The 20,320-nt window shown below is 64.6% G+C and carries 14 protein-coding genes and 4 pseudogenes; 6 read left to right on the top strand and 12 right to left on the bottom strand.

Annotated features, from left to right (window positions below):
* The first annotated feature begins 76 nt into the window (after nt 1-76).
* Nucleotides 77-2,815, top strand: a complete 2,739-nt coding sequence (mutS, locus tag CIT40_RS32565) for a DNA mismatch repair protein MutS (protein WP_094894572.1) — start codon at nt 77-79, stop codon at nt 2,813-2,815.
* A 73-nt stretch (nt 2,816-2,888) separates the two neighbouring features.
* Here the strand turns inward: mutS and CIT40_RS32570 are convergent, their stop codons facing one another.
* Both CIT40_RS32570 and CIT40_RS32575 read right to left on the bottom strand, forming a co-directional pair.
* On the bottom strand, nt 2,889-3,689 hold the full coding sequence (locus CIT40_RS32570; protein WP_094894570.1) for a hypothetical protein: 801 nt from the start codon (nt 3,687-3,689) through the stop codon (nt 2,889-2,891).
* A 176-nt stretch (nt 3,690-3,865) separates the two neighbouring features.
* On the bottom strand, nt 3,866-4,375 hold the full coding sequence (locus CIT40_RS32575) for an OsmC family protein (RefSeq protein WP_094894567.1): 510 nt from the start codon (nt 4,373-4,375) through the stop codon (nt 3,866-3,868).
* 251 nt (nt 4,376-4,626) lie between these two features.
* Between CIT40_RS32575 and CIT40_RS32580 the strand changes: the two genes are divergently transcribed.
* Nucleotides 4,627-7,416, top strand: coding sequence for a [protein-PII] uridylyltransferase (locus tag CIT40_RS32580; protein WP_094894565.1), 2,790 nt, complete (start codon nt 4,627-4,629; stop codon nt 7,414-7,416).
* 56 nt (nt 7,417-7,472) lie between these two features.
* Here the strand turns inward: CIT40_RS32580 and CIT40_RS32585 are convergent, their stop codons facing one another.
* Nucleotides 7,473-8,003, bottom strand: a complete 531-nt coding sequence (locus CIT40_RS32585; RefSeq protein WP_094894563.1) for a methylated-DNA--[protein]-cysteine S-methyltransferase — start codon at nt 8,001-8,003, stop codon at nt 7,473-7,475.
* Nucleotides 8,004-8,102: 99 nt separating this feature from the next.
* Here CIT40_RS32585 and CIT40_RS32590 point away from each other — a divergent pair, with 99 nt between their 5' ends.
* From CIT40_RS32590 to CIT40_RS32600, 3 genes are all read left to right on the top strand, one after another.
* Nucleotides 8,103-8,459 (top strand): DUF1304 domain-containing protein, encoded by a 357-nt coding sequence (locus CIT40_RS32590; RefSeq protein WP_193550938.1) that lies wholly within the window; start codon nt 8,103-8,105, stop codon nt 8,457-8,459.
* A 133-nt stretch (nt 8,460-8,592) separates the two neighbouring features.
* A complete protein-coding gene (locus CIT40_RS32595) occupies nt 8,593-9,819 on the top strand; it encodes an ABC transporter substrate-binding protein (RefSeq protein ID WP_094894560.1) in 1,227 nt (408 codons plus the stop codon).
* A 249-nt stretch (nt 9,820-10,068) separates the two neighbouring features.
* Nucleotides 10,069-11,289 carry an ABC transporter substrate-binding protein gene (locus CIT40_RS32600; protein WP_094894557.1) on the top strand — a complete coding sequence of 407 codons (1,221 nt, stop codon included), beginning with the start codon at nt 10,069-10,071 and terminating at the stop codon, nt 11,287-11,289.
* Nucleotides 11,290-11,464: 175 nt separating this feature from the next.
* Here the strand turns inward: CIT40_RS32600 and CIT40_RS32605 are convergent, their stop codons facing one another.
* Nucleotides 11,465-11,890: a DUF1330 domain-containing protein gene (locus CIT40_RS32605; protein WP_094894551.1), complete on the bottom strand. Its 426-nt coding sequence runs from the start codon at nt 11,888-11,890 to the stop codon at nt 11,465-11,467.
* Nucleotides 11,891-12,071: 181 nt separating this feature from the next.
* Between CIT40_RS32605 and CIT40_RS32610 the strand changes: the two genes are divergently transcribed.
* Entirely contained in the window at nt 12,072-14,285 is a 2,214-nt protein-coding gene (locus CIT40_RS32610; protein ID WP_094894549.1) for a transglycosylase domain-containing protein, read from the top strand.
* Nucleotides 14,286-14,542: 257 nt separating this feature from the next.
* On the opposite strand, the gene CIT40_RS32615 is transcribed toward CIT40_RS32610, so the two are convergent.
* From CIT40_RS32615 to CIT40_RS32650, 8 genes and pseudogenes are all read right to left on the bottom strand, one after another.
* Entirely contained in the window at nt 14,543-15,382 is an 840-nt protein-coding gene (locus tag CIT40_RS32615) for a M48 family metallopeptidase (RefSeq protein ID WP_094894546.1), read from the bottom strand.
* A 217-nt stretch (nt 15,383-15,599) separates the two neighbouring features.
* Nucleotides 15,600-16,928, bottom strand: a complete 1,329-nt coding sequence (locus CIT40_RS32620; protein ID WP_094894544.1) for a polyhydroxyalkanoate depolymerase — start codon at nt 16,926-16,928, stop codon at nt 15,600-15,602.
* Nucleotides 16,929-17,049: 121 nt separating this feature from the next.
* Nucleotides 17,050-17,868, bottom strand: a complete 819-nt coding sequence (locus CIT40_RS32625) for an ABC transporter permease (protein WP_094894541.1) — start codon at nt 17,866-17,868, stop codon at nt 17,050-17,052.
* Nucleotides 17,869-18,085: 217 nt separating this feature from the next.
* Nucleotides 18,086-18,196: pseudogene (locus tag CIT40_RS32630) on the bottom strand (ABC transporter ATP-binding protein); the annotation flags it as partial.
* 216 nt (nt 18,197-18,412) lie between these two features.
* Nucleotides 18,413-18,523 (bottom strand): annotated as a pseudogene (locus CIT40_RS32635) (ABC transporter ATP-binding protein); the annotation flags it as partial.
* Between the two features lie 228 nt (nt 18,524-18,751).
* A pseudogene (locus CIT40_RS32640) lies at nt 18,752-18,862 on the bottom strand (ABC transporter ATP-binding protein); the annotation flags it as partial.
* A 228-nt stretch (nt 18,863-19,090) separates the two neighbouring features.
* A pseudogene (locus CIT40_RS32645) lies at nt 19,091-19,201 on the bottom strand (ABC transporter ATP-binding protein); the annotation flags it as partial.
* A gap of 228 nt (nt 19,202-19,429) precedes the next feature.
* The gene (locus CIT40_RS32650) at nt 19,430-20,233 is read right to left on the bottom strand and encodes an ABC transporter ATP-binding protein (RefSeq protein ID WP_094894529.1); all 804 of its coding nucleotides are present in this window, start codon (nt 20,231-20,233) and stop codon (nt 19,430-19,432) included.
* Nucleotides 20,234-20,320: the final 87 nt, after the last annotated feature.

The following is a 20,320-nucleotide window of genomic DNA, read 5'->3' on the forward strand; positions in this document are numbered from 1 at the left end:
GGACAACGTGGAAAACCCGCCCTCGCCGGCCAAAGCGATAGGAGCACGGGACGAAATTTTGTAGGTTGCGCCGCCCATGACGATGCAACAGCCCATCTCCGCTCCAGAGCCCGAATCCACGCCCGCGCCCCAGGCGGAAGCCGCCGCGCGAGTCACGCCGATGATGGAACAGTACCTGGAGATCAAGGCGGCGCATCAGGGCCTCTTGCTGTTCTACCGGATGGGCGATTTCTACGAATTGTTCTTCGAGGACGCCGAGATCGCTTCCAGGACACTCGGCATCGTGCTGACCAAGCGCGGCAAGCATCAGGGCGCGGACATCCCGATGTGCGGCGTGCCGGTCGAACGGTCCGAGGACTATCTGCACCGTCTGATATTGGCCGGCCACCGCGTCGCGGTGTGCGAGCAGACCGAGGATCCCGCTGCGGCCAAGGCACGCGGCAACAAGAGCGTCGTGCGCCGCGGCGTGGTGCGGCTGGTGACGCCGGGCACGCTGACCGAGGACACCCTACTCGACGCGCGCGCCAACAATTACCTGCTGGCGATCGCGCGGGCCCGCGCCTCCGGCGGCGGCGATCGCTTCGGGCTCGCCTGGATCGACATCTCGACTGCCGAGTTCACCGTGATGGAATGCTCGGGCGGCGAGCTCGCCGCGACGCTGGCGCGCATCAACCCGAACGAGGCCATCGTCACCGACGCACTCTACAACGACAGCGAGTTCGGGCAGACCCTGCGCGAACTGCCGGCGGTGACGCCGCTGACCCGCGACGTCTTCGACGGCGCCACCGCCGAAAAACGGCTGTGCGATTATTTTGCCGTCGCGACCATGGACGGTCTGGCGCAGCTCACGCGTCTCGAAGCCACCGCCGCAGCGGCCGCCGTCACCTATGTCGACCGCACCCAGGTCGGCAAGCATCCGCCGCTGTCGCCACCCGCGCGCGAAGCTTCCGGCGCGACCATGGCGATCGATCCGGCGACGCGCGCCAATCTCGAGCTGACCCGGACGCTCGCGGGCGAACGCCGCGGCTCGCTGCTCGATGCGATCGACTGCACGGTGACCTCGGCGGGCTCGCGTCTGCTCGCCCAACGTCTGGCGGCGCCGCTGACGGATGCGCCGGCGATCGCGCGCCGGCTCGATGCGGTCAGCGTCTTCGTCGCCGATTCAGCTGCGCGCGAAGACATCCGCAGCATCTTGCGTGGCGCGCCCGACATGTCGCGCGCGCTGGCGCGTCTGTCGGTCGGCCGCGGCGGCCCGCGCGATCTCGCGGGGCTGCGCGACGGCATCATCGCCGCCGACCAGGTGCTGGCGCGGCTCGGCGAGCTCGATCAGCCGCCGCAGGAAATCGCAGCGGTGATCGTGGCGCTGCAGCGTCCTTCACGTGAGCTCGCAACCGAATTCGCCATTGCACTCGACGAGCAGCTGCCGCTGATCAAACGCGACGGCGGCTTCGTTCGCGCCGGCTACGAACCCGCCCTCGATGAGACGAGAAGCTTGCGCGACGCATCGCGCCTCGTCGTCGCCTCGATGCAGGCGCGCTATGCCGATCAAACCGGCGTCAAGGGCCTCAAGATCCGACACAACAACGTGCTCGGCTATTTCGTCGAGGTCACCGCGCAGCACGGCGACAAGCTGATGTCGGCGCCGCTGAACGCCACCTTCATCCATCGCCAGACGCTGGCGGGCCAGGTGCGCTTCACCACCTCCGAACTCGGCGAGATCGAAGCCAAGATCGCCAATGCGGGCGACCGTGCGCTCGGGCTCGAGCTCGAAATTTTCGAGCGGCTTTGCGCGAAGGCGCTGGCCATCAGCGACGACCTGCGCGCGGCCGCCCACGCCTTCGCCCTGCTCGACGTCGCGACATCACTGGCGAAGCTCGCGGTCGACGATCATTATGTGCGGCCGGATGTGGACAATTCGCTCGGCTTTGCGATCGAGGCCGGCCGCCATCCCGTGGTGGAGCAGGCCCTGAAGCGCAATGGCGAGCCGTTCATCGCCAATGCCTGCGATTTGTCGCCGACACCCGCACAAAAATCCGGCCAGCTCTGGCTGCTCACCGGTCCCAACATGGCCGGCAAATCGACGTTCCTGCGCCAGAACGCGCTGATTGCCCTTCTTGCCCAGATCGGCAGCTTCGTGCCAGCCACGCGCGCGCGGATCGGCATCGTCGACCGCCTGTTCTCGCGCGTCGGCGCCGCCGACGATCTCGCCCGCGGCCGCTCCACCTTCATGGTGGAAATGGTCGAGACGGCTGCGATCCTGAACCAGGCCGGCGAGCGCTCGCTCGTCATCCTCGACGAGATCGGCCGCGGCACCGCGACCTTCGACGGCCTCTCGATCGCCTGGGCCGCGATCGAGCATCTGCACGAAAGCAATCGCTGTCGGACGCTGTTCGCGACGCATTACCACGAGCTGACCGCGCTCTCGGCCAAGCTGCCGCGGATGTTCAACGCCACCGTGCGGGTGAAGGAGTGGCAGGGCAACGTCGTGTTCCTGCACGAGGTGCTGCCGGGTTCGGCCGACCGCTCCTACGGCATCCAGGTCGCCAAGCTCGCCGGCCTGCCGCCGGCGGTGATCACGCGCGCGAAATCGGTGCTCTCCAAGCTGGAGGCGCAGGACCGCGGCCAGACCGCACGGGCGCTGGTGGACGATCTGCCGCTGTTCGCAGTCCCCTCCCGCGCAGCGGCCGAGGCCGCGCCGCCGAGCGAGGCGGAGCTGCTGATGGAAGCCGTGAAGGCGCTGCATCCGGACGAGATGTCGCCGCGCGAAGCGCTCGATGCGTTATATGCGCTGAAGGCCAAGCTGCCGAAGCAATAGACGGTGCCGTAGCCCGGATGAGCGAAGCGACATCCGGGACGATCATTCCCGCATATCGCTTCGCTCATGCGGGCTACGCGGCCGCCACCCGCTTCCGCCGCCCGATTCCCCACAATGTCAGATTCCACGCGATGCAGGTCGCGAGCGCGAGGCTGAGGCCGATCGCCGAGCCGAAATTCGCCGCGCCGACATGTACCACGGCGATTGCCGTGCCGAATCCGAGCAGACCCCAGGCGGAGTTGGCGAGCACGGCGGCGGTCGGCGGGCCACCGATGCGCGGGTGCAGGATCAACATGATGCTGGAGAACACCACGGGATAGAGCGCGATGATGCCGCTGATGCGGGGGCCGACCCAGCCCGAGGTCGAGACCACGATGGCAACGAGGGTCGCGACCAGCGAAGCGCGCATCGGCACGTCATACCAGCGGCGCGTCACCAGCGGCATCTTCACATGGCGATAGCCGGCCAGCAGCGGAATGCAGATGCCGAACGCGATCAGATTGGCGGCGAGCCCGGCGGTGAGCGACCAGTCGAACTGGCGGATGATGGAGGCAAGCACGATCCAGACGGCAACCGCGCTCCCACAACTCACCGCGAGATTGTGCCGCTGCGCCAGCACGACGTAGGTGAGGCACATGAAGATCGTCGCCGCATTGATCGGCAGGCTCGCCAGCGAGCCCTGCGCGATGAAGGCAGCGTCGTGATCGAGCGCGAGAAAGACGTAGGAGGGACCGGCCGAGATCGGCAAGGTCGCGACCAGCGCGCCGATCACCGGACCCGCGCGCTCGGCGATGATCGAGGCCGACACGACGAACGCCGCCGAGATCGCCATGCGAAGGAGGAGGATGAGGAGGAAGTGGAGATCGAGGGACATTCTGGCTTCTTACCCTCCCCTGGAGCGGGAGGGTCGGCTCATATGGAGCGCAGCGAAATATGAGACGGGGTGGGGTGACGGTCTCTCGACGGATACGGCGCCCGAGTGGAGAGATCACCCCACCCCGCTCGCGCTGCGCGCGATCGACCCTCCCCCTCCAGGGGAGGGTTAGAAAGTCACATCCGCTGCATCGACACCGACACCTTCGGGCCGTTCTTGATGGTCTGATAGACCACGCAATAGCGTTCGGTGAGCTTGAGCAGGAGATCGAGCTTGTCCTGCGGCGCTGACGTGTCGACCTCGAAGCGCAGGCGAATCTCGGCGAAGCCGACCGGAGTCTCCTTGTCGACGCCGAGCGTGCCGCGGAAATCGAGATCGCCCTCGGCATAGACGTTGCCGGTCTTGAGCGGCACCTCGATCGCGGTCGCGACCGATTTCAACGTGACGCCGGCACAGGCGACCAGGGCTTCCAGCAGCATGTCGCCGGAGCAGAGCTCGAGACCGGAGCCGCCGGTCGCCGGATGCAGGCCGGCCATCGCGATGGCGCGGCCGGTCTCGACCTTGCAGGCGATGCCTTCGCCATCGGTGGAGCCCTTGGCCTTCAGCGTGATCAGCGCGGTCTTGGGATCGGTCTTGTAGCGCTCCTTGATCGGAGCCTGCATCTGGCGCAGCTCTGCAGCGTCCATTTTCGTTCTCTCCCGGAAAAATCGCGTCTGACGAACGGTATAGAAGGCGATCCGCCACGTGTCAGCCCATGATCGATGGAAGCTGCCATGAAGGCCCGGAGTTCAAACCCGAAAATCCAGTAAATTCATCGTGTTACGCCTTCCCATCGCGGCAGGTCCCGGGCCCGTCCGATCGGTGCGACCAGGCTCGTGCGTGACCCTCTGACGAATGCCTCGTGACAGCGCCTGTCACCTCTTATATCCGGTGAGACATGGACAGCATCGCGACTGAGCATAAGGCCGAGGGGGACGATCGTTTCGACACTGCGCGGATCACCGCTGCGGTCGATGCGCTCGCCGAAAAGCACCAGGGACGCGAAGACGCGTTCCGCACGGCCATGGCGCAATTGCTCAAGGCCGAGCTGATCGCGGCGCGCGCCGCGGCACAGGAAATCCTTCTGAAGGACCGCCACGGCCGTCACTGCGCCGAGCGGCTGTGTCACGTGCAGGACGAGATCATCCGCATCCTGTATTCGGCGGCGACCCGCCATCTCTACCGCTCGCCGATCCCGAGCGGCGCCGAGCGCATGGCGGTGGTCGCGACCGGCGGCTACGGCCGCGGCCTGATGGCGCCCGAATCCGACATCGACCTGTTGTTCATCCTGCCCTACAAGCAGACCGCCTGGGGCGAGCAGGTGGCCGAGGCGATCCTCTATTGCCTCTGGGACATGGGGCTGAAGGTCGGCCACGCCACCCGATCGGTGGACGAGTCGATCCGGCAGGCGCGCGGCGACATGACCATCCGCACCGCGATCCTGGAGACGCGCTTCCTCACCGGCGACAAGCCGCTCTATGACGAGCTGGTCGCGCGCTTCGACAAGGAGGTGGTGCAGGGCACCGCATCGGAATTCGTCACCGCAAAGCTCGCCGAGCGCGAGGAGCGCCATCGCCGTGGCGGCCAGTCGCGCTATCTGGTCGAGCCCAACGTCAAGGACGGCAAGGGCGCGCTGCGCGACCTGCACACGCTGTTCTGGATCGCCAAATACGTCTACCGCGTGCGCGACACCGGCGAGCTGGTCGAGCGCGGCGTGTTCGATGCTCAGGAATACCGCAGCTTCCGCCGCTGCGCCGACTTCCTCTGGTCGGTGCGCTGCAATCTGCACTTCTACTCCGGGCGGCCTGAAGAGCGTCTCTCCTTCGACCTCCAGCGCGAGATCGCGGTGCGGCTCGGCTACACCTCGCATCCCGGCATGCAGGACGTCGAGCGCTTCATGAAGCACTACTTCCTGGTCGCCAAGGAAGTCGGCAACCTCACCGCCATCCTGTGCGCCAAGCTCGAGGACCAGCAGGCCAAGCCCGCGCCGGTCTTGAGCCGGATGATGGCGCGGCTGCGGCCGACCGCAGCGAAGCGGCGCGTCCCCGACAGCGACGACTTCATCGTCGACAACAACCGCATCAACGTCGCCGCACCCGACGTGTTCAAGCACGACCCGGTCAATCTGATCCGGATCTTCCGCCTCGCGCAGAAGAACAACCTCGCCTTCCATCCGGATGCGATGCGCGACGTGACGCGCTCGCTCGGCCTGATCAACGCGCAGATGCGCGAGAATCCCGAGGCCAACCGGCTGTTCATGGAGATCCTGACCTCCGACAATGCCGAGATCGTGCTGCGGCGGATGAACGAGACCGGCGTGCTCGGCCACTTCATCCGCGCCTTCGGCAAGATCGTCTCGATGATGCAGTTCAACATGTATCATCACTATACGGTCGACGAGCATTTGATCCGCTGCGTCGGATTCCTCCAGGACATCGAGCGCGGCGGTCTCGATGAATTCGTGCTTGCGAGCGACCTGATGCGCAAGATTCGCCCCGAGCATCGCGCGGTGATCTACATCACGACACTACTGCACGACATCGCCAAGGGCCGGCCCGAGGATCATTCGATCGCCGGCGCCAAGGTAGCGCGGCGGCTCTGCCCGCGGCTCGGCTTCAGCGCCGCCGACACCGAGCTCATCGCCTGGCTGATCGAGGAGCATCTGACGATGTCCACGGTCGCACAGTCGCGCGACCTGTCCGACCGCAAAACCATCGAGAATTTCGCCGCCGTGGTACAGTCGGTCGAGCAGATGAAGCTGCTGACGATCCTGACCACCGCCGACATCCGCGGCGTCGGTCCCGGCGTGTGGAACGGCTGGAAGGCGCAGCTCTTGCGCTCGCTGTACTACGAGACCGAGCCGGTGCTGACCGGCGGCTTCTCGGAAGTCGACCGCGGCAAGCGCCTCACCGCCGCCTACGCCGAATTCCGCAATGCCTTCGCCGAATGGCCGGCGGAGGAGCTCGATGCCTATATCGGCCGGCATTATCCGGCCTATTGGCTCAAGGTCGAGCTGCCGCGAAAGATCCGCCACGCCCGCTTCGTCCGCTCCAGCGAACAGGCCGGCCACAAGCTCGCGATCAATGTCGGCTTCGACGAGGTGCGCGGCGTCACCGAGCTGACGATCTTCGCGGCCGACCATCCCTGGCTGCTGTCGATCATCGCCGGCGCCTGCGCTTCGGCCGGAGCCAACATCGTCGACGCCCAGATCTACACCACGACCGACGGCCGCGCGCTCGACACCATCTCGATCTCCCGGGAATACGACCGCGACGAGGACGAGGGACGCCGCGCCACGCGCATCGGCGAGATGATCGAGGACGTGCTGGAAGGCAAGCTGCGCCTGCCCGAAGTGGTGGCGCGGCGCACCGTGCGCAGCAAGGCGCGGCCTTTCGTGATCGAGCCGGAAGTCACCATCAACAACCAATGGTCCGACCGCTACACCGTGATCGAGGTGTCCGGCCTCGACCGCCCCGGCCTGCTCTACGAGCTGACCACCGCGATCTCGAAGCTCAACCTCAACATCGCCTCGGCCCACGTCGCGACCTTCGGCGAGCGCGCCCGCGACGTGTTCTACGTCACCGACCTCCTCGGCGCGCAGATCAACGCGCCGACACGGCAGGCCGCGATCAAGAGCGCGCTGACCCATGTGATGGCCAGCGACAAGGCGGTACAGCCGGCGGCGTGACCGTCATTCCGGGGCGGCGCGCCGCGGCGAACCCGGAATGACGACGGGGAGAGAACCTAGATCTGCACGCCTTCATGCCGCAGCAGCCAGCGCTTGCGCTCCAGCCCGCCGCCGTATTTCACCAGCGAACCGTCCGCGCCGATCAGGCGGTGGCAGGGCAGCACCACGCTGATCGGGTTGGAGCCGTTGGCATGACCGACGGCACGAATGGCGTTCGGCAAATCGATCTTTGCGGCGAGCGCGCCGTAGCTCATCGTGGTTCCGGCGGGGATGTGAGCCAGCGCGTTCCAGACCTTCTGCTGGAACGGCGTACCGGCGATCCGCCATGCAATGGCCGAGAGCTGACTGAGATCGCCGTCGAAATAACCCGACAGCGCAATCCGCATCGCCATCGGCGCAGACCGGTCGCTCAGATCGACCGCGCCGTAATGCAGACGCAGAAGCTCACGCATGCGGTGCTCGTAGTCCTCCCAGTCGAGCGCACGTAGCGCACCCTCCGCATCGGTGACGAGCAGCGCGACGCCGATCGGCGTCGTCACGCGATCAAGGCCGAAGCTTACGGACGGTCTGGTCGATCGGCTGGCCATCGCGGCACCATTGCATCGAAACACACCCATCGCACTTGCCATGCCGGCCGTGCTACCGTCCACCCGAAAGCTGACGCTTTGGGGGAGCTCAACTTGATTCTGGTTGCCAATATCCTGGTGGCGCTGGTCGCCGCACTGCACGCCTACTTCCTGATCCTGGAGATGTTTCTCTGGGACAAGCCGCTGGGCTTGAAGACATTCCGCAACACTCCGGAGAAGGCCGAGATCACGAAGGTGCTCGCCGCCAATCAGGGGCTCTATAACGGCTTCCTCGCCGCGGGCCTGATCTGGGGTCTGGTCCACGGCAACCCGGCCTTCGCATTCCAGATCAAGGTGTTCTTCCTGCTCTGCGTGATCGTGGCCGGCGCCTACGGCGCCGCGACTGTCAGCACGCGCATCCTGATCGTGCAGGCCCTGCCGGCGGCGATCGCGCTGGTAGTCCTGTTCCTGACCTGAGGCGCTAGAGCGCAGCACCGCGATCCTTGCGCGCGGCCTGCCCTTCCTCCACACTCTTCGGCAGCGATGGCGACCGTTGGCAACCAACGGGAAAAGACCGTCGACCGGAAAATTCCGTCAGGAGGAACAACCCATGAGCAATCGCAGAGCCTTCTTAGCTGCCACGGCGGCGCTCGCCTTCGCGTTCTCCGCCACTCAAGCACTCGCACAAAAGAAATACGACACCGGCGCGAGCGACACCGAGATCAAGATCGGCCAGACCGTGCCGTTCTCCGGCCCCTACTCCGTCTACGCCAATATCGGCAAGACCCAGGCCGCCTACTTCAAGATGATCAACGATCAGGGCGGCATCAACGGCCGCAAGATCAACCTGATCCAGTATGACGACGCCTATTCGCCCCCGAAGACCGTCGAGCAGGTGCGGAAGCTCGTCGAAGGCGACGAAGTGCTGTTCACTTTTCAGATCATCGGCACGGCAGCGAACGCCGCCGTGCAGAAATATCTGAACGGCAAGAAGGTGCCGCAATTGCTGGCCTCGACCGGCGCCGCGCGCTTCAACGATCCCCAGAACTATCCCTGGACCATCGCCTACAATCCCAACTACGTGTCCGAGGGCCGCATCTACGCCAAATACATTCTCAAGGAGCATCCCAACGCCAAGATCGGCGTGCTCTACCAGAACGACGACATGGGCCGCGACTATCTCGCGGGGCTCAAGAGCGGCCTCGGCGACAAGGCCGCCAGCATGGTCGTCGGCGAGGTCTCCTACGAGGTCACAGACCCGACGGTCGACTCCCAGGTGGTCAAGCTGAAGTCGATGGGCGTCGACGTGTTCTTCGATGCTTCGACGCCGAAATTCGCGGCACAGGCGATCAAGAAGCTCGCCGACCTCGGCTGGACGCCGGTTCATATTCTCGACATCAATGCGAGCCCGATCTCGGCGACGCTGAAGCCGGCCGGCCTCGATATCTCCAAGGGCATCATCTCGACCCAATATGGCAAGGAGCCCAGCGATCCCCAGTGGAAGGACGATCCCGGCGTGAAGGCCTTCTTCGCCTTCATGGACAAGTATTTCCCGGAAGGCGACAAGCTCAACACCGTCAACACCTACGCCTATTCGGTGGCCGAGCTGCTGACGCAGGTGCTCAAGCAATGCGGTGACGATCTGACGCGTGAGAACATCATGAGGCAGGTCGCCAACATCAAGGACTTCACGCCGAGCTTCGCGCTGCCCGGCATCAAGATCAACACCGGGCCCAACGACTTCCGCGTCAACAAGCAGATGCAGATGATGAAGTTCAACGGCGAACGATGGGAGCTGTTCGGACCCATCATCGAGGATTCCGGACCCGCGGGTTGAAGTCTCGTAGGGTGGGTTGGCCGAAGGCGTAACCCACCACTGCTCCGATCCACAGAGTCAAAAGAGGTGGGTTACGCCCCGTGCACTGCGCTTCGCGCGGTCCACGGAGCTAACCCACCCTACGAACGGCTTGTCTCCGCACACCTTGCGTTGCAACACCCGTTCCTCCACACTCCCCCTCAGCGATGGCACGGGACGCGCAAGCGCGCGCCGAGAGATCATCGGCAATAACAACTGAGGGAATTGCGAATGAGGAATGGAAAGCTGCATCTGGCCACGGCGCTCGCTCTGGCGCTGTCGATTTCAGCGGCCAATGCCCAGAAAAAATATGATCCGGGCGCCAGTGACACCGAGATCAAGATCGGACAGACCATGCCGTTCTCGGGGCCGGCGTCGGCCTATTCGTCGATCGGCAAGACGCAGGCCGCCTATTTCAAGATGATCAACGACCAGGGCGGCGTCAACGGCCGCAAGATCAATCTGATCCAGTACGACGACGCCTATTCGCCGCCGAAGGCCGTGGAGCAGATCCGCAAGCTGGTCGAGAGCGACGAGGTGCTGCTGACCTTCCAGATCATCGGCACGCCGGTGAACGCGGCCGTGCAGAAATATCTCAACGCCAAGAAGGTGCCGCAGCTGTTCGCGGCGACCGGTGCATCGCGGTTCACGGACCCCAAGAACTTCCCGTGGACCATGGGCTTCAATCCCAACTACTTCGTCGAGGGCCGCATCTACGGCCAGTACATCCTGAAGGAGCATCCCAACGCCAAGATCGGCGTGCTCTACCAGAACGACGACCTCGGCAAGGACTATCTGAACGGCATCAAGGCCGGCCTCGGCGACAAGGCTGCCAAGATGATCGTGACTGAAGCCTCCTACGAGGTGTCCGATCCCACCGTCGACTCGCAGATCCTCAAGATCAAGGATGCCGGCGCCGATTTGTTCTTCAGTGCGAGCACGCCGAAGCAGGCCGCGCAGGCGATCAAGAAGATCGCCGAAATGGGCTGGCATCCGGTCCAGATCGTCGACATCAACGCGACCTCGGTCGGCGCGGTGCTGAAGCCCGCAGGCCTTGACGCCGCCAAGGGCCTGATCAGCGTCAATTACGGCAAGGAACCGCTCGATCCGACCTGGAAGGACGATGCCGGCCTGAAGAAGTATTTCGACTTCATGGCGAAGTACTATCCCGACGGCGACAAGGACTCGAACTTCAACACCTACGGCTACAGCACGGCACAGCTGCTGGTGCATGTGCTGAAGCAGTGCGGTGACGATCTGACCCGTGAGAACGTCATGAAGCAGGCGGCCTCGGTGAAGGACTTCGCCACCGACACCGCACTGCCCGGCATCAAGGTCAACACCTCGCCGACCGACTACCGCGTCAACAAGCAGCTTCAGATGATGAAGTTCAACGGCGAGCGCTGGGAGCTGTTCGGCCCGATCCTGGAGGATTCGGCTCCCGCGGGTTAGTTCTCGGAAATAGCGGACTCAACGACGTCATGCCCGGGCTTGTCCCGCCTGCGCGGCCGAAGCCGCTTCGGCGCGGCGAAGGCCCGGGCATCCACGTTCTTGGGACGCAAAGAAGGGCGTGGATGGCCGGGTCAAGCCCGGCCATCACGGTTGTAAGGGATTCGCGCCACAGCATTCAGGCCGGTATCTCCCCAAAGTTCTTGCCCACCGGCAGCACGGCATGCCGGATCAGGCGCGAATCCTCCACCGCGGCCTGGCGGTGCTTGACCGCCTCGCGATAGACGGGATCGCGGATCATCTCGACGAAGGCTCCAACGCTCGGGTATTCGGCGATGAAGCAATGGTCCCAGCGCTCGTCCTGCGGGCCGATCAGCATCAGCTCGAATTTGCCCTGCCAGACGATGCGGCCGCCGAGGCGTTCGAACACCGGGCCGCTCTCGCGGCCATAGGCCGCGTAGGCTTCCGCGCCGCTCGCCTTGCGGCCGTCCGGGTAGGCCGCCTCCTCGCGCAACCGCACCAAATTGAGCATGTGGATCGGGCCCGGGCGGTTATTGTCCCGGAACTGCGCGAAGATGTCCTTGGTCGGATCGATATGGCCCATGTGGGTTTCCTCTGCGTGTTGTCTCGGGTTTTGTGCCGGCGATCCTAGCTCCGTCGTGCCATCAGCGGAACTGCGGCGGGCGAATGCCGCACCTCCTAATCGTGCGTTAACGTCGGGGTAACCGGGCCTTAAACAGCGACCGCTAGCGTGCGGCGGGGCAGGCTGACCGGGCGTATTGCGTATGGCGTGGGGAAAGAAAAAGGGTGGGCGGAAGGAGCCGCTGTTCGGCTTGCCCGCGGCGCTCGCCGATCTGCGCCTGACCCCGGCGGATCGCATTCCCGGCGGCGAGAACAAGCCGAAGAAATCGACGAAATCACCCGCCAAGCGCAAGAGCGACGATTCCAACGACGAGCCGCCGCGCGAGCGGAAGGCACCGGCCAGCCGCAGCGGCGCCAAACGCCGGTCGAAGTCCCGCATCGGCGCCAGCCTCGGCCGCATGGTCTATTGGGGCGCGGTGCTCGGCCTGTGGGGCGCCATCGCGGTGATCGGCGTCGTGATCTATGTCGGCGCGCATCTGCCGCCGATCCAGTCGCTGGAAATCCCCAAGCGCCCGCCGACGATCCAGATCGTCGGCATCGACGGCAGCATTCTGGCGCAACGCGGCGAGATGGCCGGCGCCAATATCGCGCTGAAGGATTTGCCGCCGTATCTGCCCAAGGCCTTCATCGCCATCGAGGACCGCCGCTTCTATTCGCATTTCGGCATCGACCCCGTCGGCATCCTGCGCGCCCTCGTCACCAACGTCATGCATCGCGGCGTCTCGCAGGGCGGCTCGACGCTGACGCAGCAGCTCGCCAAGAACCTGTTCCTGACCCAGGAGCGCACCGTACAGCGCAAGCTGCAGGAGGTGGAGCTCGCGATCTGGCTCGAGCGCAAGCATTCCAAGGACGAGATCCTGGAGCTCTATCTCAACCGCGTCTATTTCGGCTCCGGCGCCTACGGCGTCGAAGCTGCCGCGCAAAGATATTTCGGCAAGTCGGCGAAGAACGTCACAATCGCCGAGGCGGCGATGCTGGCCGGCCTCGTCAAGTCGCCCTCGCGCCTCGCGCCGAACCGCAATCCCGAAGGCGCCGAAGCGCGCGCACAGATCGTGCTTGCGGCGATGGCGGATGCGAAATTCATCACCGATGCGCAGGCGCAGGCCTCGATCGGCCATCCCTCGTACAATGTGAAGCCGGTCGGCGCCGGCACGATCAACTACGTTGCCGACTGGATCGGCGAGGTGCTGGACGATCTGGTCGGCCAGATCGACGAGAGCATCAAGGTCGAAACCACGATCGATCCGAAGCTGCAGAGCGTGGCGGAGGCCGCCATCATCGACGAGCTCGCGGCCAAGAGCGTGAAGTTCAATGTCAGCCAGGGCGCGCTGGTGGCGATGACGCCCGATGGCGCGGTGCGCGCCATGGTCGGCGGACGGAACTATGCCGAGAGCCAGTACAACCGCGCCGTGACCGCAAAGCGCCAGCCGGGCTCTTCGTTCAAGCCGTTCGTCTACCTGACCGCGCTCGAGCAGGGCCTGACGCCCGACACGATGCGCCAGGACGCGCCGATCGAGGTCAAGGGCTGGAAGCCTGAGAACTACACCCATGAATATTTCGGCGCGGTGTCGCTGACGCAGGCGCTGGCGATGTCGCTCAACACCGTCGCGATCCGCCTCGGCCTCGAGGTCGGGCCGAAGAATGTGGTGCGCACCGCCCACCGGCTCGGCATCTCCTCCAAGCTCGAACCCAACGCGTCGATCGCGCTCGGCACGTCGGAAGTTTCGGTCGTCGAGCTGGTCGGCGCCTATGCACCCTTCGCCAATGGCGGCCTCGCGGTCACGCCGCATGTCGTGACGCGGATCAAGACGCTCAGCGGCAAGCTGCTCTACATGCGCCAGCCAGAGGAGCGTAACCAGGTCGTCGATCCCCGCTATGTCGGCATGATGAACGCGATGATGCGGGAGACGCTTGTTTCAGGCACCGCCAAGAAGGCGGAGATCCCGGGCTGGCCGGCCGCCGGCAAGACCGGCACCAGCCAGGATTATCGCGACGCCTGGTTCATCGGCTACACCGCCAACCTCGTCACCGGCGTCTGGCTCGGCAATGACGATAATTCGCCGACCAAGAAGGCCACAGGCGGCGGCTTGCCGGTGGAAGTCTGGTCGCGCTTCATGAAGACGGCGCACGAAGGCGTGCCGGTGGCGGCGCTGCCGAGCACACAAGGCGGCTGGGGCCTGTCGAACCTCGCGCAGGCGGCATCGCAGGTATCGCCGCCGACGCCGGCTGCGCCCGGACCGGCGGTTGCCAACAACGGCGGCTATCGCCCGCCGCCGACGCGCGCCAATGCGCGGCCGGAGGCTGCCGCAGGGCTCGATGGCTGGCTGATGGACCGGCTGTTTGGCGGAAATCGATAGGCTTGGGTAAAGGGCATTCAGCCCCTCAGAGCAAAAAGTGCGAAAACAACCCCATGCACAGTAGACGAGGATAGCAAAATCAAAGGCTTGCGCGGGCGGTGTTGTGGGGAACGAACCTCGCGCCGCGCGCCCGCCGTCATTCCCCGCGAAGGCGGGGAATCCAGTACGCCGCGGCGCATCGGTTCAACAATAACGCGTGGTGGAATACTGGATCGCCCGCCTTCGCGGGCGATGACAGCTTCCTGAATGGCGAGGCCCTAATCCTCGACCCCGTACCGGTGCAGATCATTGCCGTAGGTGTCGAGCCACTTCTTGGCGCGCTCCATCGAGGGACATACCTTGCCGCAGACGCGCCAGAACTTCGCCGAATGGTTCATCTCGACGAGATGGGCGACTTCGTGCGCGGCAAGGTAGTCGAGCACGAAGGGCGGCGCGAGGATCAGGCGCCAGGAGAACGACAGCGAGCCGGCCGAGGTGCAGGAACCCCAGCGGCTGGACTGATCGCGGATCGAGAGCCGCTTGACCTTGACACCGAGTTCGGCGGCGTAAGCCTCCGACGAACGCTGCAGATCGTGGCGCGCCTCGCGCTTGAGGAAGTCACTGACGCGGCGATCGACATGCTCGAGACCGCCGGCGACGCAGAGAATTTTTTCACCGCTGTCGCGCGTCTCGGTCCACACGGTACCGCGCGTGCCGGCGCGATGAACGATGCGATGCGGCGTGCCACGAAGCGGTATCACCGTGCCCGGCTGGAACGGCGCGGCCTTCGGCAAGCGGCCGAGGCGCGCGGCGATCCAGGCACCGTGGCGCTGCGCGAAGTCTTTGGCCTCGGCCAGCGTGCCGCGCGGCGGCATGGTGAGGATGGCTTCGCGATCGCTCGGATGAATTCTCAGCGTGTAACGGCGCGCGCGTCGGTGCCGCCGCAATCGGATGGCAAAATATTGCGATCCGTGGGTGATCAGGACGGTCTTCGGTTCGTGGGGACGCCGATAGAGGAGAGCGCGAGTGGCCATGTCTGTCAGTCCGGGGAGCAAGAGTTCGCCCGGATTCTGCCATAACCGCCGCCAGGGAAAGCGCTCGGCGCAAAAACAAATCATTTGCCCAATATACAGGGGTCTGGCGTCCGGGAGACCCTACAGACTGGGGTCGGAACCGGGTTTTTTCGCCCCCGCTGGACGCATGCGGCACCCCCAAGGGGTGAGGACAGACTCACTCCTATAAAGCTACCTAAATACCTCGAATCTGAAGGGAACCAGGCCCGGATGGAGACCCCTGCGGGACCCGATTTTCGACGGGAAAGCCGAAAAAGAAAAGTTATTCGGCCGCGCGAGCCTGCAACGAGCTCGGATTCGCCGCCGAAACCATGAAGTCGTGAATGCGCGGCACGATTTCCGACCTGAAGCGTGAGCCGTTGAAGACGCCGTAATGTCCGACGCCCTTCTGCACGTAATGAACGCGGCGATGATCGGGGATCGAGTTGCACAATGTGTGCGTCGCTTCGGTCTGACCGAGACCGGAGATGTCGTCGTTCTCGCCTTCGACCGTCATCAACGCCACACGCGTGACCTTGGAGGGATCGACAAGTGTTCCGCGATGGGCCATCTCGCCCTTCGGCAGCGAATGCTTCACGAACACGGTGTCGACCGTCTGCAGGTAATATTCGGCGGAGAGGTCCATGACCGCGAGATATTCGTCATAGAACTCGCGATGCTTGTCGACGAGGTCGCCGTCGCCCTTCACCAAATGGGCGAAGAGCTGCTTGTGGGCGTCCATGTGGCGGTCGAGATTCATGCTGATGAAGCCGTTGAGCTGCAGGAATCCCGGATAGACGTCGCGCATCATGCCCGGATGCGGGAACGGCACCTTGGTGATGACGTGGTTGCGGAACCAGTCGATGCCGCGCTCCTGGGCGAGATTGTTCACCGCAGTCGGATTGCGGCGGGTGTCGATCGGACCGCCCATCAGCGTCATCGAGGTCGGCACGAACGGGTCGCGCTTGGCTTCCATGACCGAGACGGCAGCGACGACCGGCACGGAGGGCTGGCACACCGCCAGCACATGCGTGTTGCCGCCGAGGACGTGCAGCATCTCGATGACGTAGTCGATGTAATCGTCGAGATCGAAGCGGCCATCGGCCAGCGGCACCATGCGGGCGTCGGCCCAGTCAGTGATGTAGACCTCATGGGCGGGCAGGAACGCCTCGACCGTGCCGCGGAGCAGCGTCGCATAATGGCCGGACATCGGCGCCACGATCAGCACGCGCGGCTGCGGACTGCGCAGCGGGCGGGTGAACTTGCGATCGAAATAGAGCAGCCGGCAGAACGGCTTTTCCCAGACCGAGCGAACCTCGACGGGGACGCGGATGCCGTTGACCTCGGTGTCGTCGAGGCCCCATTCCGGCTTGCCGTAACGGCGCGTGGTGCGCTCGAACAATTCGCAGGCCGCGGCAACCGACTTGCCGACTTCGGTGCGCGCCCAGGGATTGAGAGGATTCTGAAACAGCAGCTTGGTCGCGTCAGTGACCGCGCGTGCCGGATTGAGAGAGGCGTGCGCCATCTCGTACATCCAGTACATCGGCGTCGTCAGGACCGGACTGCCTTCAGCCGCCAGGGGCGGCGCGCCGCCAAACTCACCAATAGGCATCGCTATATCCTTCTTCGCATCGCAGCATACTGCCGAATGCGTAATATTGCGTCAATGCATGGTTCCGTACATCTACGTAGCGAAAACGGTTAAACCGGCCTGAATCCACGATAAAGCGACTTTATTCGCCACCGGACAGCAGCGAGCCATGCCGCTTGGCGCTGCGCAAAAGGGCAAGGAATGCCCAAAAAGAAGCTCCCAGCAAAGCTGCATTGATGGCCAACGCATCCAGCATCAGATCGATCCGGAAGGTTCGCTCGATCAGCAGCGCGCGCATCCCTTCGAACACGTAAGTCGGCGGCAGCGCCCAGGCGATGGTTTGCAGCCAGACCGGCAACACGCTGACGGGATAGTAGACGCAGGCGAGCGGCAGGATCGCGAACATCAAGGTCCAGACGATGCTCTCGGCGCCGAGGCCGTTTCTCAGTACGAGCCCCGACACGAAAATGCCGACCGACCAGCTCGTGAAGATCAGGTTGCAGAAGAACGCGATCAGCGGCAGGCCGAGGCCGTAGACATTGAAGTGAAACATGACCAGCGCGAGCAAGGTCATCGGAATGATCCCGATCGCAAGCCGGATCAGGCTCATGACCATCAGCGACAGCAGAAACTCGATCGGCCTCAAGGGGCTCATCATGAGGTTGCCGATGTTGCGTGCCCACATCTCCTCCAGGAACGAGATGGAGAAGCCGAGCTGCCCGCGGAACAGGATGTCCCAGAGGATGACGGCACCGATCAGCGTGCCGCCGGCACGCGCGAAGAAATTGGAATTCTCGGCGATGTAGTACTGGATGAAGCCCCAGGTGATGACCTGCAGCGCCGGCCAGTACAGCAGCTCCAGCAGCCGCGGCCAGGACGACATCAGGAGGTACCAGTAGCGCAGGATCATCGCGCCGATGCGATGCACGGAGATGCCGCGGTGGAGGGAGAGGTCGGTCATCGGGGGTGCCCGTAGCCCGGATGGAGCGCAGCGCGATCCGGGGCGCGGCAACAGCCACAAACACCGGCGTCATCCTGAGGTGCAAACCTTGCATCGCAAGGGTTGCCTCGAAGGATGGGCAGCGCACGCTTGCGGCTCATCCTTCGAGGCGCGCAAAGGGCGCGCACCTCAGGATGACGTTTGTGGGCGCGGATAGAGCTTTCATATAGGGACGCCCTCACCTCACCGCCTCCTTCGCACCGTTCACCCGGCCGCGCGCCACATCCAGAAACACCTCTTCCAGCGTGGTACGGTTGTAGCGCGCCATGATCATCTCCGGCGTGTCGTCGGGGTTGCCCGTAGCCCGGATGGAGCGCGGCGCGATCCCGGGCGCGGCGCCAGCCACAAGCACCGGCGTCATCCTGAGGTGCGCGCCCTTCGCGCGCCTCGAAGGATGGGCCACAAGCTTGCGCTGCCCATCCTTCGAGGCAAACCTTGCGATGCAAGGTTTGCACCTCAGGATGACGTTTGTGGGCGCGGATAGAGCAATCATAGAGAGGCCCGCTCATCGTGTCGCCTCCTTCGCACCGTTCACCCGGCCGCGGGCGACGTCCAGAAACACCTCTTCCAGCGTGGTACGGTTGTAGCGCGCCATGATCATCTCCGGCGTGTCGTCGGGATTGCCCGTAGCCCGGCTGGAGCGCGGCGCGATCCGGGGCGCGGCACCAGCCACAAGCACCGGCGTCATCCTGAGGTGCGCGTCTTGCGATGCGTAGCGCATCGCAAGACTTGCCTCGAAGGATGGGCAGCGCACACTTGCGGCTCATCCTTCGAGGCGCGCAAAGGGCGCGCACCTCAGGATGACGGTTGTGGGCGCGGATAGAGCAATCATAGAGAGGCCCGCTCACCTCACCGCCTCCTTCGCACCGTTCACCCGGCCGCGCGCGACGTCCAGAAACACCTCTTCCAGAGTGATACGGTTGTAGCGCGCCATGATCATCTCCGGCGTGTCGTCGGGGTTGCCTGTAGCCCGGATGGAGCGCAGCGCGATCGGGGGCGCGGCGCCAGCCACAAGCACCGGCGTCATCCTGAGGTGCAGGTCTTGCGATGCGTAGCGCATCGCAAGACTTGCCTCGAAGGATGGGCAGCGCACGCTTGCGGCCCATCCTTCGAGGCGCGCAAAGGGCGCGCACCTCAGGATGACGGTTGTGGGCGCGGATAGAGCAAACATAGAGAGACCCGCTCATCGTGTCGCCTCCTTCGCACCGTTCACCCGGCCGCGCGCCACGTCCAGAAACACCTCTTCCAGCGTGGTCCGGTTGTAGCGCGCCATGATCATCTCCGGCGTGTCGTCGGGGTTGCCTGTAGCCCGGATGGAGCGCAGCGCGATCGGGGGCGCGGCGCCAGCCACAAGCACCGGCGTCATCCTGAGGTGCAGGTCTTGCGATGCGTAGCGCATCGCAAGACTTGCCTCGAAGGATGGGCAGCGCACGCTTGCGGCTCATCCTTCGAGGCGCGCAAAGGGCGCGCACCTCAGGATGACGGTTGTGGGCGCGGATAGAGCTTTCATATAGGGACGCCCTCACCTCACCGCCTCCTTCGCACCGTTCGTCCGGCCGCGGGCGACGTCCAGAAACACCTCTTCCAGCGTGGTTCTGTTGTAGCGCGCCATGATCGCCTCCGGCGTGTCGTCGTCCTCGATGCGGCCGCGCTTCATGATGATGACGCGGTCGCAGAGCCGCTCGACCTCGAGCATGTTGTGCGAAGCCAGGAGGATGGTGGCGTTGTTGTCGCGGCGATAACGCTCCAGATGCGCCCGCACCCAATCGGCGGTATCCGGGTCGAGCGAGGCGGTGGGCTCGTCCAGCAGCAACAGCTCGGGCCGGTTGATCAGCGCCTTCGCCAGCGCGACGCGGGTCTTCTGCCCGGCCGAGAGCTTGCCGTTGGCGCGGTCCATGAACTCGGTGAGATCGAGATCGTCCGCGAGCGCGGCGATGCGCTCCGACAGGTTCTTCACCGCATAGAGCTTGCCGAACACGGTGAGGTTCTGCCGCACCGTGAGCCGCATCGGCATGTCGACATAGGGGCTCTCGAAGTTCATCCGCCCCAGCACGGAAGCGCTCTCCTCGGGCATCCCATGACCGAGCACCTGCACGCGGCCGGAGGTCGGCAGCACCAGGCCCATGATCATCGCGATGGTCGTGGTCTTGCCGGCGCCGTTGCCGCCCAGAAGCCCGGTGATGCTGCCGCGCGGCAGCGAAAAGGAAATGTCGTCGACGGCGCGGGTCTGCTTGTAGATCTTGACGAGGTGTTCGACCGCGATCGCCGCGGATGAGCTGTGCTCCGCGACAGTCGGCCGACTTGAAGCCTTGCCATTCTCGGTCATGCTGGTGGTTCTTCTGCTATTGCAGCGGATAGCGCAAGGCTTGTAATCCGGTGGTTCCGAAGCCCAGCGTCTGTGATCCTGGAAGGC

This window comes from Bradyrhizobium amphicarpaeae (assembly GCF_002266435.3).
GTDB classification, from domain to species: Bacteria; Pseudomonadota; Alphaproteobacteria; order Rhizobiales; family Xanthobacteraceae; genus Bradyrhizobium; species Bradyrhizobium amphicarpaeae.